Annotated in this window: 17 protein-coding genes; 8 read left to right on the top strand and 9 right to left on the bottom strand. The window is 70.7% G+C overall.

The window, feature by feature from the left end; genetic code table 11:
* Positions 1-46: 46 nt before the first annotated feature.
* Both ABOD76_RS18410 and ABOD76_RS18405 read left to right on the top strand, forming a co-directional pair.
* Positions 47-1,120: a prephenate dehydrogenase/arogenate dehydrogenase family protein gene (locus ABOD76_RS18410; protein WP_380130062.1), complete on the top strand. Its 1,074-nt coding sequence runs from the start codon at positions 47-49 to the stop codon at positions 1,118-1,120.
* Between the two features lie 74 nt (positions 1,121-1,194).
* On the top strand, positions 1,195-1,920 hold the full coding sequence (locus ABOD76_RS18405; RefSeq protein WP_350243411.1) for an MIP/aquaporin family protein: 726 nt from the start codon (positions 1,195-1,197) through the stop codon (positions 1,918-1,920).
* 1 nt (position 1,921) lies between these two features.
* Here ABOD76_RS18405 and ABOD76_RS18400 read toward each other — a convergent pair whose 3' ends face one another.
* The 4 genes from ABOD76_RS18400 to ABOD76_RS18385 form a co-directional block, all read right to left on the bottom strand.
* Complete coding sequence (locus ABOD76_RS18400) at positions 1,922-2,851, bottom strand: NAD(P)/FAD-dependent oxidoreductase (RefSeq protein WP_350243410.1); 930 nt, start codon at positions 2,849-2,851, stop codon at positions 1,922-1,924.
* A gap of 84 nt (positions 2,852-2,935) precedes the next feature.
* Positions 2,936-5,428 (bottom strand): ATP-dependent helicase HrpB, encoded by a 2,493-nt coding sequence (gene hrpB, locus ABOD76_RS18395; protein WP_350243409.1) that lies wholly within the window; start codon positions 5,426-5,428, stop codon positions 2,936-2,938.
* Between the two features lies 1 nt (position 5,429).
* Positions 5,430-6,101 carry an HAD family hydrolase gene (locus ABOD76_RS18390; RefSeq protein WP_350243408.1) on the bottom strand — a complete coding sequence of 224 codons (672 nt, stop codon included), beginning with the start codon at positions 6,099-6,101 and terminating at the stop codon, positions 5,430-5,432.
* A gap of 17 nt (positions 6,102-6,118) precedes the next feature.
* The gene (locus ABOD76_RS18385; protein ID WP_350243407.1) at positions 6,119-6,808 is read right to left on the bottom strand and encodes an SDR family oxidoreductase; all 690 of its coding nucleotides are present in this window, start codon (positions 6,806-6,808) and stop codon (positions 6,119-6,121) included.
* A 103-nt stretch (positions 6,809-6,911) separates the two neighbouring features.
* Here ABOD76_RS18385 and ABOD76_RS18380 point away from each other — a divergent pair, with 103 nt between their 5' ends.
* On the top strand, positions 6,912-7,427 hold the full coding sequence (locus tag ABOD76_RS18380) for a phosphatase domain-containing putative toxin (protein WP_350243406.1): 516 nt from the start codon (positions 6,912-6,914) through the stop codon (positions 7,425-7,427).
* Between the two features lie 65 nt (positions 7,428-7,492).
* Here the strand turns inward: ABOD76_RS18380 and rho are convergent, their stop codons facing one another.
* Positions 7,493-8,782 (bottom strand): transcription termination factor Rho, encoded by a 1,290-nt coding sequence (gene rho / locus ABOD76_RS18375; protein ID WP_350243405.1) that lies wholly within the window; start codon positions 8,780-8,782, stop codon positions 7,493-7,495.
* Between the two features lie 636 nt (positions 8,783-9,418).
* Between rho and ileS the strand changes: the two genes are divergently transcribed.
* From ileS to ABOD76_RS18355, 4 genes are all read left to right on the top strand, one after another.
* The gene (ileS, locus tag ABOD76_RS18370; protein WP_350243404.1) at positions 9,419-12,583 is read left to right on the top strand and encodes an isoleucine--tRNA ligase; all 3,165 of its coding nucleotides are present in this window, start codon (positions 9,419-9,421) and stop codon (positions 12,581-12,583) included.
* A 130-nt stretch (positions 12,584-12,713) separates the two neighbouring features.
* Positions 12,714-13,490, top strand: coding sequence for a methyltransferase domain-containing protein (locus ABOD76_RS18365; protein WP_350243403.1), 777 nt, complete (start codon positions 12,714-12,716; stop codon positions 13,488-13,490).
* Between the two features lie 50 nt (positions 13,491-13,540).
* On the top strand, positions 13,541-13,918 hold the full coding sequence (locus ABOD76_RS18360) for a DUF1622 domain-containing protein (protein WP_350243402.1): 378 nt from the start codon (positions 13,541-13,543) through the stop codon (positions 13,916-13,918).
* Positions 13,919-14,266, top strand: a complete 348-nt coding sequence (locus ABOD76_RS18355; RefSeq protein ID WP_350243401.1) for a DUF1622 domain-containing protein — start codon at positions 13,919-13,921, stop codon at positions 14,264-14,266. It begins immediately after the preceding gene.
* A 9-nt stretch (positions 14,267-14,275) separates the two neighbouring features.
* Here ABOD76_RS18355 and trpA read toward each other — a convergent pair whose 3' ends face one another.
* The 3 genes from trpA to gluQRS are packed head-to-tail and all read right to left on the bottom strand — an operon-like array spanning position 14,276 to position 17,260.
* The gene (gene trpA / locus ABOD76_RS18350; RefSeq protein WP_350243400.1) at positions 14,276-15,085 is read right to left on the bottom strand and encodes a tryptophan synthase subunit alpha; all 810 of its coding nucleotides are present in this window, start codon (positions 15,083-15,085) and stop codon (positions 14,276-14,278) included.
* The gene (gene trpB / locus ABOD76_RS18345; protein ID WP_350243399.1) at positions 15,082-16,326 is read right to left on the bottom strand and encodes a tryptophan synthase subunit beta; all 1,245 of its coding nucleotides are present in this window, start codon (positions 16,324-16,326) and stop codon (positions 15,082-15,084) included. Before trpB ends, trpA begins: the two co-directional genes overlap by 4 nt.
* 55 nt (positions 16,327-16,381) lie before the next feature.
* On the bottom strand, positions 16,382-17,260 hold the full coding sequence (gene gluQRS, locus ABOD76_RS18340) for a tRNA glutamyl-Q(34) synthetase GluQRS (protein ID WP_350243398.1): 879 nt from the start codon (positions 17,258-17,260) through the stop codon (positions 16,382-16,384).
* A 40-nt stretch (positions 17,261-17,300) separates the two neighbouring features.
* Here gluQRS and ABOD76_RS18335 point away from each other — a divergent pair, with 40 nt between their 5' ends.
* Positions 17,301-17,798 (top strand): DinB family protein, encoded by a 498-nt coding sequence (locus ABOD76_RS18335; RefSeq protein WP_350243397.1) that lies wholly within the window; start codon positions 17,301-17,303, stop codon positions 17,796-17,798.
* A 45-nt stretch (positions 17,799-17,843) separates the two neighbouring features.
* On the opposite strand, the gene ABOD76_RS18330 is transcribed toward ABOD76_RS18335, so the two are convergent.
* Positions 17,844-18,842, bottom strand: a complete 999-nt coding sequence (locus ABOD76_RS18330; protein WP_350245305.1) for a PhoH family protein — start codon at positions 18,840-18,842, stop codon at positions 17,844-17,846.
* Positions 18,843-18,850 lie beyond the last annotated feature (8 nt).

Here is an 18,850-nt window from a genome sequence, read left to right as displayed (position 1 = left end):
TGAGCTCGGGGACGGCATGACACAGGGCAGCGACGCTCCATTACCTATGTTTCGCACGGCGGTCATCGCCGGGGTGGGGCTGATCGGCGGCTCAATGGCGCTGGGGCTGCGGCAGCGCGGGCTGGCGGGCCGGGTGATCGGCTACGACGCCTCCTCGGACGCGCTGCACGAGGCGGAGGCGCTGGGGGTGATCGACGAGGCGCGGGCCACCCCCGGCGAGTGGCTGAGAGACGCTGATCTGGTGGTGCTGGCCGCCCCGGTCAAGGCGCTGGGCCCGCTGGCCCGCGAATTGGCCCCCTTCCTGAATCCGCAGGCGCTGGTCACGGATGTGGGCAGCGTCAAAGGCGGCATTGCGGCCGAACTGGAGCGGCTGGGCGTGAGGCATTTCGTGCCGGGCCATCCGATGGCCGGCAGCGAGCGCGGCGGGGTGCAGCACGCCAGCGCCGCGCTGCTGGAAAATGCAGTCTGGGTGCTGACGCCCACCGAGACCACTCCGCTCACCGCCCTCTCGCGGGTGCGGATGCTGGTGGAGCAGCTCGGCGCGGCTCCGGTGGTGATGCCGCCCGACGCCCACGACACGCTGGTGGCCACCATCAGCCACCTGCCGTATTTGGCCAGCCTCGCGCTGACGCACATGGTGGCCCGCGACGAGCGGCTGTCGCTGCTGGCGGCCGGCGGCTTCCGTGACCTGACCCGGGTGGCCAGCGGCGACCCGCGCATGAGCCGCGACATGGTGGTGGAGAACCGGGCGGCGCTGCGCGAGGCGCTGCAGCGCTTCACCCGGCAGCTGGAGCACCTTGCCGAGACGCTGGACCAGCCGGAGGAGCTGCTGGAGGCGGCCGTGGAGGGCAAGCGCACCCGCGACAGCCTGCCGGTGGTGAAGCGCAGCCTGCTGCCGCCCCGCTTCGATCTGGTGGTGGCCATTCCGGACCGGCCCAACCAGCTGGGCATCATCACCAACGCGCTCGGTCAGGCGGGCGTGAACATCAAGGACATTGAGGTCCTGAGTGTGCGCGAGCAGGGCGGCGCCGTGCGGCTCGGCCTGGAGACGCCAGACGATGTTCAGCGGGCCGGAGAGCTGCTGCGCGCACAGGGCTTTGAAACCCGCGGCCGCGGCTGAACAGACCGCCAGCCGCTCTCTAAAGGCTACGGAGAGTAGCGCCGGCTACAGACCGCCGCTAGCATGTCAGCGGAATGTCAGGTGATGAACGCGTTCTGAAGGCCCCCGAGGCGGAGGTACCGCTGGGCCGGGCCCTGGTGGCCGAGGCGCTGGGCACCTTTCTGCTCACGCTGGCGAGTGTGGGCGCCATCCAGCTGGCCCGGCTGGGCCTGATTCCGGAACTGGCGGCAGCGGTGATCACGCCCGGGCTGGTGGTGACCGGCATGATCTATGCCCTGGGCGACGTGTCCGGGGCCCACATCAACCCGGTGGTCACGCTGGCGTTTGCGCTGCGCGGCGACTTTGCCTGGCGGCGGGTGGTGCCGTACCTCGCCGTGCAGTTCGGGGCGGCCGTGCTGGCGGGCGGGGTGGCCCGCGCCGTGGCGCCCCTCCCACACGCCACAGAGCGCATTTCCAGCAGCGGGGCGTTCCTGCTGGACGCCAGCGCGACCGCGGTGCTGCTGGTGGTGATCCTGGCCACCGCCCACAGAAACGCCAAGATCCGGCCGACAGTCGGCATGGCCGTGGGCCTGACCGTGGTGCTGGACCACTTCATGACCAACACGGTGTCGGGCGTCAGCATGAACCCGGCCCGGGTGTTTGGTCCGGCCCTGGTGGACGGGGCGGTGCCGGACGCCTGGCCCCACCTGGGGGGGCCGCTGCTCGGCAGCGTGGCCGGTGTGGCGCTCACGTGGCTGATGCGCGGCCCGCTCAATCACAGCGAGGCCGAGGCGGCGGTGGGGACCGGGGGGCGCGGGTAGTTCAGGCTCCAGCCTTGTGGAAGTTGGCGCCCTGCGCCACCCGCTCCTGATGCACCAGCGCCGTGTTGATGGCGATGCCGGCCGTGACCCCGCTGGCGGCGGCATTCATCACGTACTGCGGGCTCGGGGTCATGTCGCCGGCCGCGTAGATGCCCGGCACACTCGTCAGGCCATGGTCGTCCACCTCGACCCGTCCGTTGGCGGTCAGCCGGCAGCCGAGCCGGGCCGGCAGCGGCGAGCGCTGCTCCTGGGCCGGGCTGTAGAACAGCGCGTCCACCACCAGCTGTTCGCCGCTGTCCAGGGTGATGCACAGCGGCGTTCCGGCCAGCCGCGTGACCGGCAGCTCGCGCACCTGCACGCCCAGGCGCGCCAGGTCGCGGCACTGCTCCCGGCTGAACCCGGACGGACCGCCGGTCAGCAGCGTGACCTCGTCACTCCACAGCCGCAGCGTCAGGGCCATGTGGTGGGCCGCGTCGCCGGTCCCGTACACCGCCAGCCGCTGCTGCTGGTGTTCCCAGGCGTCGCAGTAGGGGCAGTGCAGCACGGTGCGGCCCCAGCCGTCCCGAAATCCGGGAATGTCCGGCAGCAGGTCGCGCAGGCCGCTGGCCAGCAGCAGTTTGCGGCTGCGCACCAGCTGGCCGTCGCTGAGGCGGACATCGAAGCACTCGCCCACTACCATCACGGCCGTCGCCTCGGCCTGCCGGACGTCCACCGGATAGCGTTCCAGATCGGTCAGCGCCAGCCGTTTCAGGGTCATCGGCGGCGAGTGGTCACGCGTAAAGACGCTGTGGGCGGCGGTGGTGCGGGCGTTGCGCGGCGGCCCGCCGTCCAGCAGCAGCACCCGGCGCCGGGACCGTCCAAGCACCAGGGCGGCGTTCAGCCCGGCCGGACCGGCCCCGATGATCGTTACGTCGTAGAGCTCTGCGGCCATGCCCTGCACCCTGCCGGATTCGGCGCCGTCAGACTGTGAGGTTCGGCCACACTCGCCGGAGCGTGCAGACTTTCTAAACCTGGGTCAGGAGCGCCGCTTCACGCTGCGGGTGGCCGGCGCGGTCCAGGGATCGTCCGGCCAGGGGTGGCGAGGGTACTGGCCGCGCAGGTCCTTGCGCACCTCGAAGTAGCCCTTCTCCCAGAAGCTGCGCAGGTCCTGGGTCACCTGCACCGGACGGCGGGCGGGGGAGAGCAGGTGCAGCAGCACCGGGGTGCGGCCCTCGTTGACGCTGGGCGTGTCGGCCAGCCCGAACAGTTCCTGCAGCTTCACCGCCAGGATCGGCGCCGAGCCGTCCGGGCGGTACTCTAGCCGGACCCGGTGGCCGCTCGGCACCTCCAGCGCGGTGGGGGCCAGCCGGTCCACTTCGCGGGTCAGCGGCCAGGGCAGCAGCGTTTGCAGGCCCGGCAACGGATTCAGACGCGCCAGATCGTCGCGGGTGCGGGCCGTGCCCAGCAGCGGGGTCAGCCAGTCGTCCAGCTGCTCGGCCAGCGCGTCGTCCGACACATCCGGCCAGCCGTCCTGGGGCCGCCAGTGGCCCAGGCTCAGCACCCGCGCCTGCCACTGCCGGGCGTCGTCGGTCCAGTTCAGCCGGGCCAGCCCCTCCTGCCGCACGGCGCCCGTCATGGCGGCGGCCCGCAGCTCGGCCGGCAGCTGCCGCAGCGGTTCGGCGGCCAGGACCAGTGCGCCCACCCGCTGTTCCCGCTGGGCGATCAGCGTGCCGCTGCGGCTGTCCCAGCGCACGTGCTGCACCTCCTGCCTGCGGTCGTCCAGAGCCTCCGGGGCCAGCGGGGCCGCCAGATAGATGCGGCCCTCTCCGGCCCGCAGGCGCGAGTCCAGGTGCGCCACCGCCAGCAGCGGGGTGCCGGCCAGCGGGTCGGCGTCCGGCAGGCGCACCCCCTGCCCCCCAGCCAGCAGGTAGCGGGCCGGGTCGCCCTCCCGCTGCTGCGCCACCCGCTCCGGGTACGCCCAGGCCACCAGCTGCCCCACCCGGTGCGGATCGGCGGGCCGGTCATCGGGCCGCACGCCCAGCGCCTGCCGCCACTGCCGGCTCAGCCGCTCGGTGCGCTCCAGCACCGCCACGTCGCCGGGGGTAGGCAGCCGCGCCCGCCAGCGCCGCAGCGCCGTGAGCCGCTCGGTCAGGTCGCTGCCGGCGCCCTGCAGCGGGTCACGCTCCTCCAGCAGGGCGGCGAGGTCGGCGGCCAGCGCGCCTTGCCCGGCGCGCTGGCCCTCGCGCAGCAGGTGGGCCAACCGCGGATGGGTCGGCAGCGACAGCAGCTCCAGCCCACGGGAGGTGGCGCGTCCCGCGTCGTCCAGGGCGTCCAGCTCGCGCAGCAGCTCGCGGGCCGCCTCGACGCGGGGGGGTGGCGGCGTGTCGAGCCACTGCAGCGTGCCGGGGTCCGGCGTGCCCCAGCCGCTCAGCTCCAGCGTGAGCGGGGCCAGGTCTGCGCCCAGGATTTCCGGAAGAAAGCGCTCGGCCAGGGCCGCCTGGGTGCGCTCGCTCCACAGCCGCAGCGCCACGCCGGGCGCGGTGCGGCCCGCCCGGCCCGCGCGCTGGTCGGCGGCGTCGCGCGTTACGCGCACCGTGACCAGTCGGCTCAGGCCGCTGCCCGGGTCGAACTCCGAGCGGCGGCTGAGCCCGCTGTCAATCACGATCCGCACGCCGTCAATGGTCAGCGACGTCTCGGCGATGCTGGTGGCCAGCACCACCTTGCGCCGCCCCTGCGGGTCCGGCAGGATGGCGCGGCTCTGCGCGGCGAGCGGCAGGTCGCCGTAGAGCGGCAGCACGCTCAGCTGCGGGTGCTGGCCGCTGAGCGTGCCCGCCGCCCGCCGGATCTCGGCCACGCCCGGCAGGAAGGCCAGCACGTCGCCCGGTTCCTGGTCCAGCAGCCGGTTCACGGCGCTCACCACGGCGGCGTCCGCGGGCCCGCTGGGGTCTGACGGCAGGTAGCGCACCTCCACCGGGTAGGCCCGGCCCTCGGACGCCACCAGCGGCACGCCGCCCAGCCGGGCCGGCAGCTGTGGGTCCAGCGTGGCGGACATCAGCAGCACCCGCAGGTCCGGCCGCAGCGAGTCCTGCACCTCCCGGGTCAGGGCCAGCGCCAGATCCGTCTGCAGGCTGCGCTCGTGGAACTCGTCGAACAGGATCAGGCCGATGCCGGACAGTTCCGGGTCCGCCTGCAGCCGCCTTGTCAGAATGCCCTCGGTCATGACGATGATCCGGGTGCGCGCCGAGGTGCGGCTCTCGAAGCGCACCTGTGAGCCCACCGTGCCGCCCACCTCCTCGCCCAGCGTGGCCGCCATGCGCGCCGCCACGCTGCGGGCCGCCACGCGGCGCGGCTGCAGCACCACGATCTGCTGCTCGGCCAGCCACGGTTCCGCGAGCAGCGCCAGCGGCACCGCCGTGCTCTTGCCGGCGCCGGGCGGGGCCTGCAGCACGCTGAGCGGCGCCCCGGCCAGCACCGCCCTCAGCTGCGGCAGCACCTCGAAGATGGGAAGCAGGGTGGTCACGCGGGCCATGCTAGAGCAGATGGGGTCGGTCTGGAGGGGCGGTTCCGGTGAAGCGCCCCTCCACCACCGCCACCACGTCCCGCAGATCCGCCAGGACGAACTCCGGGGTCACGCCTTCCGGGAGCGGGTGGGAGGTGGGCAGCCAAGCGGCGCGCATGCCCGCCTGCTGCGGTCCCTGGACGTCGTTGAGCGGCGAGTCGCCCACGAACAGCACCTCGGCCGCGGATAGACCCAGGCCCTCCAGCGCCCGCCGGTAGATGGGCGGGTCGGGTTTGCGGCAGCCCGCCTCCTCTGAAATGACCACCACATCGAAGGCCTCGGTCAAGGCCAGCCCGGTCAGACACTCGCGCTGCTTGACGGTCCAGCCGTTGGTCACCACGCCCAGCCGGAGGCCACGCGCCCGCAGCGCCGCCAGCACCTGCTGGGTGTGCGGCATCCGGCCCAGGTCATTCCAGGCATGATCGTCGTAATCCTGCAGCAGTGCTTCCACACCGTGATCCAGCCGGAAGTCCTGCACCAGCTGTTCGAACACCCGCCGCTTGGACACGTATCCGAAGTCGTCCAGCAGGATGAAACGCTCCGCATAACCCTCCGGGACCGGAAAACGGCGGACATGCCCACTCAGATAGCGCCTCACCGTCTCGGCGCGGTCGTGCAGGGTGCCGTCCAGGTCGAACAGCACGCCGCGAATCGGCGGGGTCAGCGCGGCCCCGGCCTCAGGCTCAGCTCCGGCAGTACGGCGTCCCGGGGCAGCTCCAGCACGTAGCGGATCGCGTCGGCCACCGTGCCCGCCTGCAGGAACAAGCCGCCGTCATAGCGGCCGCCCTCCTGCGACACCACCTTCTGCTGCATGGCGGTGTCGGTGCGGCCCGGGAACACGGTGGTGACGCGCACGCCGTGTGGCGCCTCCTCGGCCCGCAGGGCGTCGGCCAGCGCCCGCAGCGCGAACTTGCTGGCCGCGTAGCTGCCCCACCCGGGGCTCGCCGCCAGTCCGGCCCCGCTGTTCACGAACACCACGGTGCCGCGCTCCGCACGGATCAGCGGCAGCAGCAGCCGGGTCAGTTCGGCGGGCGCCACCACGTTCACCGCCAGCGTCTGGCTCCAGATGTGGTAATCCTGCCCGGCCACCGGCCCCAGCTCCACCACGCCCGCGTTGTGAATCACGTTGGTGACGCGCTCCAACGGGGCGATGGCGGCGGCAAAACGCTCCGGGGCGTGCAGGTCCAGCAGCAGCGGCGTGGCGTGCGGCAGCTCGGCGCACAGGGCCTTCAGCCGCGCCTCGTCGCGGCCCTGCAGCAGCAGGTCGTGGCCGTCCAGTTGCTGGGCAAGGGCCGAGCCGATGCCGCCGCTGGCACCGGTGATGAGCGTGACGGGTCGGGGTGCAGTCATGGCAGGAGTGTAGCGGCTGGGCCGGCGCCCCTTCCGTGGGCTGTAAATCCGGGTGGAGCGGCTTCTCAGGTCCGGAGTGGCCGGAACCCGTATCCTGACCGATATGACGACCGAAGAACCCCCCTTGCGGGTGGACTGGATCGAGACTTCACTGTGGCCCGGACACCTGGGCCTGAGCGCCGCCCCGGGCCGGCAGGGCGGCATTCACAACCGGGACCTGGAGGCCGACCTGAAGCGGCTGCGGCATGACTACGGCGTGCAGACGCTGGTGTCGCTGCTGAGCGTGAACGAGGCCAAGGCCAACGGCCTAGGCCGCTACGACGCGCAGGCCGATGACATCGGCTTCGATGTGATTCACCACGCCATGCCGGACGTGCCCGCCGACCTGCGCGCCTACACCGCCTTCGTGGACGAGGTGATGAACCGGCTGCTGGACGGTGAGACGGTGGCGGTCCACGGGCTGGGCGGACGCGGGCGCGGCGGCGTGCTGGCGGCCAGCCTGCTGATCCAGGCGGGCATGGACGCGGAACAGGCCCTGGACGTGGTGCGCACGGCCCGGGCGGGTGCAGTCCCCACCGAGGCCCAGGAGCGCTTCGTGGAACAGTTCGCGGAAGTCTGAAGCGGGCTTTCACGGCACACAGAACAGGGGCGGCCCACACGTGGGCCGCCCCTGGCTGTTCCGGTTCAGTTGCCGGCCAGCGCCGAGAGGAACTCCTGGTTGTTGCGGGTCTTGTTCATGCGGCCCAGCAGCATCTCCATCGCGTCGGCCGGGTCCATGTCCGAGATGACCTTGCGCAGCAGCCACATCTTCTGCAGCACCTCGGGGGCCAGCAGCAGCTCCTCGCGGCGGGTGCCGGACTTCAGGATGTCCAGGGCCGGGAACACGCGGCGCTCCTCCAGCCGGCGCGACAGCACCAGTTCCGAGTTGCCGGTGCCCTTGAACTCCTCGAAGATCACGTCGTCCATGCGCGAGCCGGTCTCGACCAGGGCGGTGGCCAGGATGGTGAGGCTGCCGCCCTCGCGGATGTTGCGGGCCGCGCCCAGGAAGCGTTTGGGCCAGTGCAGCGCGTTGCTGTCGAGACCGCCCGAGAGCGTGCGGCCGGTGGGCGGCGTCACCAGGTTGTTGGCGCGGGCCAGTCGGGTGATGCTGTCCAGCAGGATCACCACGTGGCCGCCCTCCTCCACGATGCGCCGCGCCCGTTCGTGCACGAACTCTGCCACCCGCACGTGGTTCTGCGGCGGCTCGTCGAAGGTGCTGGCCACCACCTGGGCGCCCTGCACGCTCTCGCGGAAGTCCGTCACTTCCTCGGGGCGCTCGTCCACCAGCAGCACCATCACGGTCACGTCCGGGTAGTTGCGCACGATGCTGTTGGCGATCTTCTTGAGCAGGGTGGTTTTACCGGCCTTGGGCGGCGCCACGATCAGCGCGCGCTGCCCCAGGCCGATGGGGGTCAGCAGGTCCACCACCCGCAGGGCCAGCCCGTCGTCGCGGCCCGGCTCCTCCAGCACCAGCTGGCGCTCCGGGAAGGTGGGCGTCAGGTCATCGAAGCGCGGACGAGCGCGGGCCGCGTCCGGGTCCAGCCCGTTGATGGCCTCCACCTGCGAAAGGGTGCCGTAGCGCTCGTTCTCGCGCGGCCGGCGGGCGCGCCCGATCACCTCGTCGCCGGTGCGCAGGTGGTACTGCTTGATGACGCCGGCCGTGACCAGCACGCTGCGCGAGTTCTGGTCCAGCAGGTCCGACTGCAGGAAGCCGTAGCCGTCCGGCGCGATTTCCAGGTAGCCGCGGGCCAGCGTCTGGCCGCCGCGCTCCGCCTGACGCTCCATGATGCTCAGCGCCAGGGCGTCCTTCTTGAGTTTGCGGTACTGCTCGATGCCCAGGTTGGCGGCGATCAGGTGCAGTTCCGGGAGAATTTTCTGCTGCAGCTCGTTGTACTGGAAGATGGGTTCCCGCAGGGCAGACGTTAACTCGGTCATGAAACTCCTCTCTGCACGCCTGAATGAGGGGCAGGGTGTGTGCACCGGTGGCAGGGCCAGCCGGGCAGCCTTGTTCCGGCGCATTGGGCGGAAGACACCTTCAGAATAAAACAAAACGGGATGAAACATTGTCCCGCTGCTCAGGAATGGAAGCGGCCCGCTTGACCGGGCCGGGCCAGGCCCCTAGCATGAAGGCAGCCCCAGGTGGGCTGACAGTTCAGCAGGCGAACGTGAGGACAGTAGGCGTGGACAGCCACCACGAGCGAGTCAGGGACGGTGAGAGCCTGACGGAGCGGCCCCGCGACCGAACATCACCTCCCGCGCCGGAGGAAGAACCGCCGCCCACAGCGGCCCAGTAGACCCTCCCGGACGCTCCTCGGCAGTGAGCAGAACGAGGTTGCCTGCGGGCAACGAAGTTGGGTGGTACCACGCATCGAAAAGGTCCTTTTCGGCGCGTCCCAGCACACACGCTGAGACGCGCCGTTGTCGTTTGTCGCGGCGGTCCGAGGGGAGGGCACACATGAAACAGCACCGCAGACTGGTCCGGTTCGCCCTCACGCGAATTTCTCCAGCGGTGTGGCCCGCCTGAACCTTCCCGCCCGTGCCCCGGATTCCACCCTTCCCGACGAGGTCCCTATGTTCAAACCCGTGCAGCAGAACCCGCATTTTCCCAGCCTGGAGGAGCAGACTCAGCGCTTCTGGCAGGAGCGCGACATCTTCGCGCGCAGCCTGAAGCAGACCGAGGGCCAGCCGCTCTTCTCGTTCTACGAGGGACCGCCCACCGCCAACGGCCTGCCGGGCATCCACCACGTGCAGGCGCGCAGCTTCAAGGACCTGTTTCCGCGCTTCCGCACCATGCAGGGCTACCACGTGCCGCGCAAGGCCGGCTGGGATACCCACGGCCTGCCGGTGGAACTGGGCGTGGAGAAGCGCCTGGGCCTGAACAGCAAGCGCGAGGTGGAGGCCTACGGTATCGACAAGTTCAACGCCGAGTGCCGCGCCAGCGTGTTCGAGTACGAGAACGAGTGGCGGCGCTTCACCGAGCGCATGGCGTACTGGGTGGACCTGGACGACGCCTATATGACGCTCAACCGCGAGTACATCGAGAGCATCTGGTGGAGCCTCAAGCAGCTGGACGGCAAGGGCCTGCTGTACAAGGGCTTCCGGGTGGCGCCGTACTGTCCCAAGGACGGCACCACGCTCAGCAACGCCGAGGTGAGCGAGGGGTACAAGGACATCCAGGACCCCAGCGTCTACGTCACCTTCGACCTGAAGGAGCCGCAGGCGCTGGGCCTGCCGGACGGCAGCGCCTTCCTGGTGTGGACCACCACCCCCTGGACCCTGCCGTACAACGTGGGCGTGGCGATCCACCCGGACTTCGAGTACGTGGCCGCGAAGGACGAGCACGGCAAGGTGCTGATTCTGGCGCGCAGCCTGCTGACGGAAGTGCTGGGCGAGGACGCCGAGGTGGTCACCAGCTTTGCCGGGCGCGAGCTGGACCGCGTGCCGTACCGGCCGCCCTTCACCGAGGCCTACGACGCCGAGGGCGAGGGCAAGCCGGTGTGGACGAGCGGCCTGGACACCTACGTCTCCGACACGGACGGGACCGGCATCGTGCACACCGCGCCGGCCTTTGGTGAGGACGACATGCGGCTGGCCCGCAACTACGGCTTCCCGGTCATCGTGGGTGTGGATGAGGCGGGCAAGCACCGGTACGGCCCCTGGGCGGGCGTGTTCTTCCGCGACGCGAACACCGCCATCGTCCGGGACCTGCGCGAGCGCGGCATCATGTGGCGCGAGAAGAACTTCGTGCACAGCTACCCGCACTGCTGGCGCTGCGGCACCCCGCTGATGTACTACGCCACCGAGAGCTGGTACCTGAACAACACCCGCCTCAAGGACCGGCTGATCGAGCTGAACCAGCAGATCGACTGGCACCCGCCGCACATCAGGAACGGGCGCTACGGCGGCTGGCTGGAGAACCTGATCGACTGGAACCTCAGCCGCAACCGCTACTGGGGCACCCCGCTGCCGGTCTGGGAAGCCGAGGACGGCGAGTACCACGTGGTCGGCAGCTACGAGGAACTTGCGGCGTTGACCGGCCGCGACGACGTGGCGCAGGCGAGCTTCGATCCGCACCGGCCCTACATCGACGACGTGACCTTCGAGCGGGACGGCAAGCTGTTCCGGCGGGTGCCGTACGTGCTGGACGTCTGGTACGACAGCGGCAGCATGCCGTTCGCGCAGCACCACTACCCCTTCGAGAACCGCGAGGTGTTCGAGAGCCGCTTCCCCGCCGACTTCATCGCGGAGGCCATCGACCAGACGCGCGGCTGGTTCAACAGCCTGCACCAGATCGGCACGATGGTGTTCGACAGCGTGGCCTACAAGAGCGTGATCTGCTCCGGGCACATCCTGGACGAGAAGGGCAACAAGATGAGCAAGTCCAGGGGCAACATCGTCAACCCCTGGGACGTGTTCGCGGAATTCGGCGCCGACGCGGCCCGCTGGTACATGTTCGTGTCGGCCCCGCCGGAACTCAGCCGCCGCTTCGGCATGAACCTGGTGGGCGAGTCGTTCCGCAGCTACTTCCTGACGCTGTGGAACACCTACAGCTTCTTCGTGCTGTACGCCAACCTGGACCGGCCGGACCTGTCCAGCGCTCCGGCGGTGGACGAGCGCCCCGAGGTGGACCGCTGGCTGCTGGCCCGGCTGCAGGCAGTGGTGCAGACCGTCACCGAGCGGCTGGAGAACCTGGACCCCACCGGCAGCAGCCGCGCGCTGCAGGCCTTCGTGGTGGAGGACCTGAGCAACTGGTACGTGCGCCGGAACCGCCGCCGCTTCTGGAGCGGGGACGGGCAGGTGGACACCGCCGCCTACGCGACCCTGCACACCGCCCTCAAGACGGTGACGCTGCTGACCGCTCCCTTCACGCCCTTCCTGGCCGAGGAGCTGTACCAGAACCTGGTGCGGAGCGTGGACCCCGCCGCCCCCGAGAGCGTGCACCTCGCCAGCTGGCCGGTGGTGGACGAGGCGGTTCTGAACGCGCCGCTGGTGTCCGAGATGGACGCGGTGCTGCGGGTGGTGGGCCTGGGCCGGGCGGTGCGCGGTCAGACCAACCTGCGTCAGCGTCAGCCGCTGCCTCGGGTGCTGCTGCGGGCGCGCACCACCGACCAGACGGCCGCCCTGGGCCGCTTCGCGGAGCAGATCAAGGAGGAGCTGAACGTCAAGGAGGTGGAGCTGCTGGACCAGTTCGCGGAGGTGGTCAGCTACCAGCTGCGCCCCAACCTGCCGGTGCTGGGCAAGAAGTTCGGCAAGGCGGTGCCGCAGGTGCGGGCCGCGCTGCAGCAGGCCGATGCCAGCGAGATCGCTCGGGCGGTGCGGGACGGGCAGCAGTTCGAGGTGGTGGCCCCCACCGGCGAGCGCTTCGAGCTGGGGCCGGACGAGGTGCTGGTGGACGCCCGCAGCCCGGAGGGCCTGGCCGCGATGGAGGAGGCCGGCTACCTGGTCGCCTTCGACACGGAACTGACGCGCGAGCTGGTGCTGGAAGGCCTGGCCCGCGACCTGGTGCGCGGCATTCAGGACGGCCGCAAGCGGGCGGGCTTCGAGGTACAGGACCGCATCACCCTGCACCTGGACTTGCAGGACGACGCGCGCGAGGCGGCCGAGGCGTGGCAGGAATACCTGATGTCCGAGACGCTGGCCGAGACGCTCACCTTCGGGCAGGCCAGCGGGTTCGAGGCCGAGCTGGAGGGCGGAAAAGCCTACCTGGAGCGGGTGGAGATGATCAGCCACAACTGAGCTGAGCAGGGAAGGGGCCGCTCCGGGTGGGGCGGCCCTTTTTGTGTCGAACAGTGGAGGTGCGCCACTTCGTGGGTCTGTTACCACCAGAGTACGCACACCGACTCCTTCCGCCTGCCTACCCTGAGCCATGACCTGGAACCCGGACGTCTACCACCGCCACCGGACCGCCCGTGACGCCCCCGCCCACGACCTGATGGCCCTGCTGCCGCCGCACCCGTACCGTTCGGTGGTGGACCTGGGCTGCGGCACCGGGCAGCACACCCTGACCCTGAGCCGGCAGTTTCCAGAAGCGCAGGTGCTGGGGCTGGACAGCAGCGCGGAGATGCTGGCCCGCGCGTCGGAGCATCACGCGCCCAACCTGACGTTTCAGCAGGCGGATCTTCAGGACCTGCACGGCACCTTCGACCTGATGTTCTCCAATGCGGCGCTGCAGTGGCTCCCGGACCACCCGGCGCTGCTGGAACGACTCTGGCCCCACCTGAACCTGGGAGGGATGCTGGCCGTGCAGGTGCCGAGCAATCACGACCACCCCAGCCACCGCCTGCTCAGCGAGACGGCCGACGAGTTCCGGGAGGAACTGGCGGGCTTCACCCGCTTCGGGCCGGTGGCCGGGCACAGCCCGGTGCTGACGCCCGTGCAGTACGCCGAGGTGCTGCACCATCTGGGTGCCACAGACATCGTGGCGATGAGCCGGGTGTATCCGGTGGTGCTGCCGGGCGCGGAAGGGGTGCTGGACTGGGTGCGCGGCACGGCGCTGGTGCCGTACCTGGGCCGCCTGACGCCGGAGGATGGGGCGCGCTTCGAGGCGGCGTATCTGGCCCGACTGAAGGCCGAGTGGCCCGACCCGGAGGTCTACTACCCCTTCCTGCGGACCCTGTTCGTGGCGCAGAAGCCTCAGGGCTGACTCAAGATGTCGGGTGACGATACTTCGCCTCCGGCCACTACAGTGGCGGTATGGAGCAGTTGTTCAAGGCCTGGACCGGCTACCTCGCCTCCGGTGTGGAGGCGGCGGCCGGCATCATCATCGCCTTTGCCGCCATCGAGGCCACCTGGCGTGCGCTCGGCGTGTTTCTGGCCCGGCCCGCCGCTCCGGACGAGGCGAAGGAGGGCGTGCGGCTGCGGCTGGCCCGCTGGCTGGCGGTGGCGCTGGAATTCGAGCTGGCCGCCGACATCCTGCGCACCGCCATCGCGCCCAGCTGGGACGAGATCGGGAAGCTGGCTGCCATCGCCGCGCTGCGGACCATCCTGAACTATTTCCTGCAGAAGGAGATCGAACAGAACGCCGAGCGCCAGCGGGCCGTCCAGGGTCACACGCCGATCAAGGGCGGCTAGGTGGACGGCCTGCCGTTCCGCACCGTCTCGCTGCTGATCGAGGCGGTCGGGAGCCTGTATGTGGTGGGGTATGCCGTGGCCGCCCTGCTGACCCTGCTGCGCGGGCAGGCGGGCACCCGCATCACCGCCGCCCGCCTGCTGGTGGCCGAGGGCGCGCTGGCGGGCCTGAACTTCAAGGTGGCCGCCACGCTGCTGCGGACCATCGAGCTGCACAGCTGGCCGGAGATCGGGATGTTCGTGGCTGTCTTCGCGCTCCGGACACTGCTCAAACGGGTCTTCAGCTGGGAGCAGCGGCGGCTGAGGGCAGACGCAGCGGGCCGGGCGCCGTTGAATGCGCCCGGCCCCTGAGCGGCGCCTTTACTTGCCGCAGCCGCTCAGGATCTCGTCGGCCAGCGGGCCCAGGGGCTGCCCGTGCTCCAGCGCCGCGATGAACGCGCTGCCCACCACCACGCCGTCGGCGCCGGCGCCCTGAGCCACCGCCCGAGCCGTGGCCGCGTCCTTGACGCCGAAGCCCACCGCCACCGGCAGCTGGGTGTGCTGGCGGGCCAGCTGCACCAGCGCCGGCACCTCGCCCAGCGCGTTGCCCTCACGCGCGCCGGTCACGCCGGTCACGCTGACCGCGTACACGAAGCCGGTGCAGGCCTCCGTCACCAGCTTCACCCGCGCCGGGGTGCTGGTGGGCGCGATCAGGAAGGTCAGGGCCAGCCCGTGCCGGGTGGCCAGCTCGCGGATCTCGTCGTCCTGATCCGGCGGCAGGTCCGGCAGGATCAGGCCGTCCACGCCCACCTCGGCCGCCAGCCGCATGAATTCCTCCGGGCCCACTGCGTACACCGGGTTGATGTAAGTCATGATCAGCAGCGGCACGTCGGTGGTGGGGCGCAGCTGCCGCACGAACTCCAGCGTGCGGCGGGTGCTGGTGCCGGCCCGGATCGCCTGCTCGCCGGCCCGCTGGATGGTGGGGCCATCGCCCAGCGGGTCCGAGAAGGGAATGCCGATCTCCATCAGGTCGGCCCGGGCCAGCAGCTCGGCCGCCACTGCCGGAAAGCGGTCCTGGTCCGGGTAGCCGGCGGTCATGAACGGAATGAAGGCGGCGCGGCCCTGGTCGGCGGCCCGCTGGAAGGCCGCGTGGATGCGCTGGGTGCGGGTGGGGGCGTCCAGGGTGGTCATGCGCTCACCGCCGTCTGCCCCTCGGCCTCCACGGCCTGCAGCAGCCGGGCCACCTCGGCCACGTCCTTGTCACCGCGCCCGGAGAGGTTCACCACGATGGTCTTCCCGGCCCCCAGTTCGGCGGCCAGTTGCATCGCCGCGTGGATCGCGTGCGCCGACTCCAGTGCCGGAATGATGCCCTCCTCGCGCGCCAGCAGTTGCAAGGCGGCCAGCGCCTCGGCGTCGCTGACCGGCACGTACTCCGCCACGCCCTCGGTGCTGTAGTAGCAGTGCTCCGGCCCGATGCCCGGGTAGTCCAGGCCCGCGCTGATGCTGTGCGCGTGCTCGATCTGGCCTTCCGAGTCGTTGAGCAGGTACATCATGGCGCCGTGCAGCACCCCGATGCGCCCGCCCGCCACGCTGGCCGCGTGCCGCCCGCTGTCCACGCCCTCGCCGGCCGCCTCGGTGCCCACCAGCCGGGGACGCTCTTCAGCAGGCAGATACGCGAACGGCGCGAAGATGCCGATGGCGTTGCTGCCGCCGCCCACGCACGCCACCACCGCGTCCGGCACGGTGCGGCCCTCCAGCGCCTGAAGCTGCACCTTCACTTCCTCCCCGATCACGCTCTGGAAGTCGCGGACCATCGCGGGGTAGGGGTGCGGCCCCACCACCGAGCCGATGATGTAGAAGGTGTCGCGCACGTTGGTCACCCAGTCGCGGATGGCCTCGTTGGTGGCGTCCTTGAGGGTGCTGGTGCCGCTGGTGACCTCGCGCACCTCGGCGCCCAGCAGTTTCATGCGGAACACGTTGAGGTTCTGGCGGCGGATGTCCTCGGCGCCCATGTACACGATGCAGTCCAGGCCCATCAGGGCGCAGGCGGTGGCGGTGGCCACCCCGTGCTGCCCCGCGCCCGTCTCGGCGATGATGCGCCGCTTGCCCATGCGCTTTGCGAGCAGCGCCTGCCCGATGCAGTTGTTGATCTTGTGGGCGCCGGTGTGGTTCAGGTCCTCGCGCTTCAGGTAGATGGTGGCGCCGCCAGCCAGCCGGGTCAGGTTCTGGGCCAGATACAGGCCGCTGGGGCGGCCCACGTATTCGCGCAGCAGGGTTTCGTACTCGGCCAGGAAGGCCGGGTCCTGCCGGGCCTCGGCGTAGGCGGCCTCCAGTTCGTCGAGCGCTGGGATCAGTGTCTCGGGCACGTACCGGCCCCCGAAACGGCCGTAGCGGCCCCGCGCATCCGGCAGCGGGTAAGATGGAAGTTGCATACCCCAGGCTAGCCCCAACGGTCGTTAGGCCAGCACAGAAACTTAGACAAGTTGTCTAAGTTTGGAGCGCGGCGGGTTCCAGCACCTTCAGTCGGTACAGCCGGAGGAGCGCGTCCAGATCGGCGGTTTCATCAGTCTCCCAGCCCAGCGACCGGATCAGGGTGGTGCGGACCGCTGCGGGTGCGGCGCCACCTGCTCGCAGTTGCTGCACGCTGGGCGCGCCGCCGCGTTTGGCCAGCCGCTCGCCCTGGAAGTCGGTCATCAGCGGCACATGCCAGTAACGCGGCTCCGGGCAGCCCAGCGCCCGCTGCAGCGCCACCTGCCGGGGCGTGGCGGTCCACAGGTCCGCGCCACGCAGCACGTCGGTCACGCCCATCTCGGCGTCGTCCACCACCACCGCGAGGTGGTAGGCGTACACCCCGTCGTTGCGCTGCAGCACCACGTCGCCCACCTCGGTCGGCAGGTGCTGGCAGAGTGTCTCCGCAGTCCAGTGGTCGCGCACACACACGGTCTCGTCCGGCACCCGCCACCGCAGCGCGCCGGGGCGGCCCGGAAGACACCCGTTCCGGCAGGTGCCGGGGTAGACCAGCTCCGGCCCGTGCGGGGCGCCCGCCGACTCCAGAATCTCGCGGCGGGTGCAGGTACAGCGGTAGGTGGGCAGCCGCTCCAGCGCGTCCCGGTACAGCGCCAGCCGCGCCGACTGCCGGACCTCCCGGTCCCAGTCCAGGCCCAGCCACCTCAGGTCGTCGCGGGCAGTCTGCTCGGCGCCCGGCCGCACCCGGCCGGTGTCCAGATCCTCGAAGCGCAAAAGGTGGCGGCCGCCCAGCGCCCGGCTGTGCAGCCACGCCAGCAGCGCCGTTCGAAGGTTGCCCAGGTGCATCGGTCCGGTGGGGCTGGGCGCGAAGCGGCCCACGACCGGCGCAGGGAACAGCATGGCCCGAGGGTACCATTCGCCGCGGCGTGTGCTCGTCGGCATGACCAGTCCCGCTACCACCGATCCGCTGCGCCGCCAGCTGCGGGCGCTGCTGACCCGGCCCCAGGCCCACCTGACGCTGGAGGGTGTGGCGCAGGGCTATCCGCTCGACCGCATCAACACCACGCTGCCGGGGCTGCCCTACACCGCCTGGGCGCTGCTGGAGCACCTGCGCTTCACCCAGCGCGACATCCTGAACTTCGTGCGGGAGGGGGCGGCGTACCGGGCACCGGAGTGGCCGCGCGAGTACTGGCCGGCCCAGCAGCCGGGCGACCGGTCCAGCTGGCAGGCGAGCCTGCAGCAGGTACAGGCTGATCTGGAGGCGCTGCTGGCCCTGATGGACGATCCGGGCCGCGACCTGCACGCCCCGGTGGAGGGCGGTGACGGGCAGACGCTGCTGTGCGAACTGTTGCTGGTGGCTGACCATACCAGCTACCACCTGGGTCAGCTGGAGCTGCTCAAGCGGCTGCTGACCGAGACGAAGCGCCAGCAGGCATAAAAAAAGGCAGGCGGGACATTCCCGCCGGCCTCACGGCAGAGCAACTCAGCTGGTGGTCTTGCGGTCGCCCTCGTCCTCGGGGATGCTCAGGTCGCCGCGCCGGGCCGCGCGGCGGTCCTGCTCGGCTTCCTCGGCCGCCTCGTAGGCCTTGATGATGCGGCCGACCAGCGGGTGACGCACCACGTCCACGTCGGTGAACTCGTGGAACCCGATGCCCTCGATGCGGCTCAGGACCCGCTTGGCCATCGCCAGACCGCTGGTCACGTGGCGCGGCAGGTCGATCTGGGTGACGTCGCCGGTCACGACCACCTTGCTGGAAAAGCCCATGCGGGTCAGGAACATCTTCATCTGCTCGCCGGTGGTGTTCTGCGCCTCGTCCAGAATCACGAAGGCGTCGTTGAGGGTCCGGCCGCGCATGAACGCGAGCGGGGCCACCTCAATGACGCCGCTGGTCAGGTACGACTCGAACTTCTCCTGGTCCATCATGTCGTACAGCGCGTCGTAGAGCGGGCGCAGGTAGGGGTCGATCTTGGCCTGCAGGTCGCCGGGCAGGAACCCCAGCTTCTCGCCGGCCTCGACCGCCGGCCGGGTCAGGATGATGCGTTTGACCCGCTTGTTCTTCAGGGCGTTGACGGCCATCGCCACCGCCAGGTAGGTTTTGCCGGTGCCGGCCGGACCCACCCCGAAGGTGATGTCGCAGCGTTCAATCAGGTCCAGGTACAGCTTCTGGCCCGGGGTTTTGGGTTTCATGCCGCGCGGCAGCACCGGGCTGCCCTGGGTCTCGGCCGCCAGCGACCGGCCCTCGCTGCTCAGCCGCGACACGCGCGCGATGGCGTCGGGGGTCAGCTCGGTGCCGCCGCGCACCAGATCCAGCGCGTCCTGCACCAGCCGCTCGGACGCGGCCACCTGCGCCGCCTCGCCCTGAATGCTGATCATCTCGCCGCGCGCGGTGAGCCGGGCAGGCGCCAGTTCGCGCAGCCGGCGGAAGTTCTCGTCTCCAGCGCCAAACAGTGCCTTGGCCTCTTCCGGCGAGCGGAGCGCGATCTGACGGG

Origin of the sequence: Deinococcus sonorensis KR-87 (assembly GCF_040256395.1) — a bacterium.
Taxonomy (GTDB): Bacteria; Deinococcota; Deinococci; order Deinococcales; family Deinococcaceae; genus Deinococcus; species Deinococcus sonorensis.
Note: the sequence above shows the minus strand (reverse complement) of the source record. Positions and strands in the feature narration are given on the sequence as shown.

Coding starts and splice junctions, on each gene's coding strand:
- ABOD76_RS18410 (WP_380130062.1), top strand. CDS start 47: ATGTTTCGCACGGCGGTCATCGCCGGGGTGGGGCTGATCGGCGGCTCA.
- ABOD76_RS18335 (WP_350243397.1), top strand. CDS start 17,301: ATGACCAGTCCCGCTACCACCGATCCGCTGCGCCGCCAGCTGCGGGCG.
- trpA (WP_350243400.1), bottom strand. CDS start 15,085: ATGACCACCCTGGACGCCCCCACCCGCACCCAGCGCATCCACGCGGCC.
- ABOD76_RS18400 (WP_350243410.1), bottom strand. CDS start 2,851: ATGGCCGCAGAGCTCTACGACGTAACGATCATCGGGGCCGGTCCGGCC.
- ABOD76_RS18365 (WP_350243403.1), top strand. CDS start 12,714: ATGACCTGGAACCCGGACGTCTACCACCGCCACCGGACCGCCCGTGAC.
- trpB (WP_350243399.1), bottom strand. CDS start 16,326: ATGCAACTTCCATCTTACCCGCTGCCGGATGCGCGGGGCCGCTACGGC.
- ileS (WP_350243404.1), top strand. CDS start 9,419: ATGTTCAAACCCGTGCAGCAGAACCCGCATTTTCCCAGCCTGGAGGAG.
- gluQRS (WP_350243398.1), bottom strand. CDS start 17,260: ATGCTGTTCCCTGCGCCGGTCGTGGGCCGCTTCGCGCCCAGCCCCACC.
- ABOD76_RS18385 (WP_350243407.1), bottom strand. CDS start 6,808: ATGACTGCACCCCGACCCGTCACGCTCATCACCGGTGCCAGCGGCGGC.
- rho (WP_350243405.1), bottom strand. CDS start 8,782: ATGACCGAGTTAACGTCTGCCCTGCGGGAACCCATCTTCCAGTACAAC.
- ABOD76_RS18380 (WP_350243406.1), top strand. CDS start 6,912: ATGACGACCGAAGAACCCCCCTTGCGGGTGGACTGGATCGAGACTTCA.
- hrpB (WP_350243409.1), bottom strand. CDS start 5,428: ATGGCCCGCGTGACCACCCTGCTTCCCATCTTCGAGGTGCTGCCGCAG.
- ABOD76_RS18405 (WP_350243411.1), top strand. CDS start 1,195: ATGTCAGGTGATGAACGCGTTCTGAAGGCCCCCGAGGCGGAGGTACCG.
- ABOD76_RS18360 (WP_350243402.1), top strand. CDS start 13,541: ATGGAGCAGTTGTTCAAGGCCTGGACCGGCTACCTCGCCTCCGGTGTG.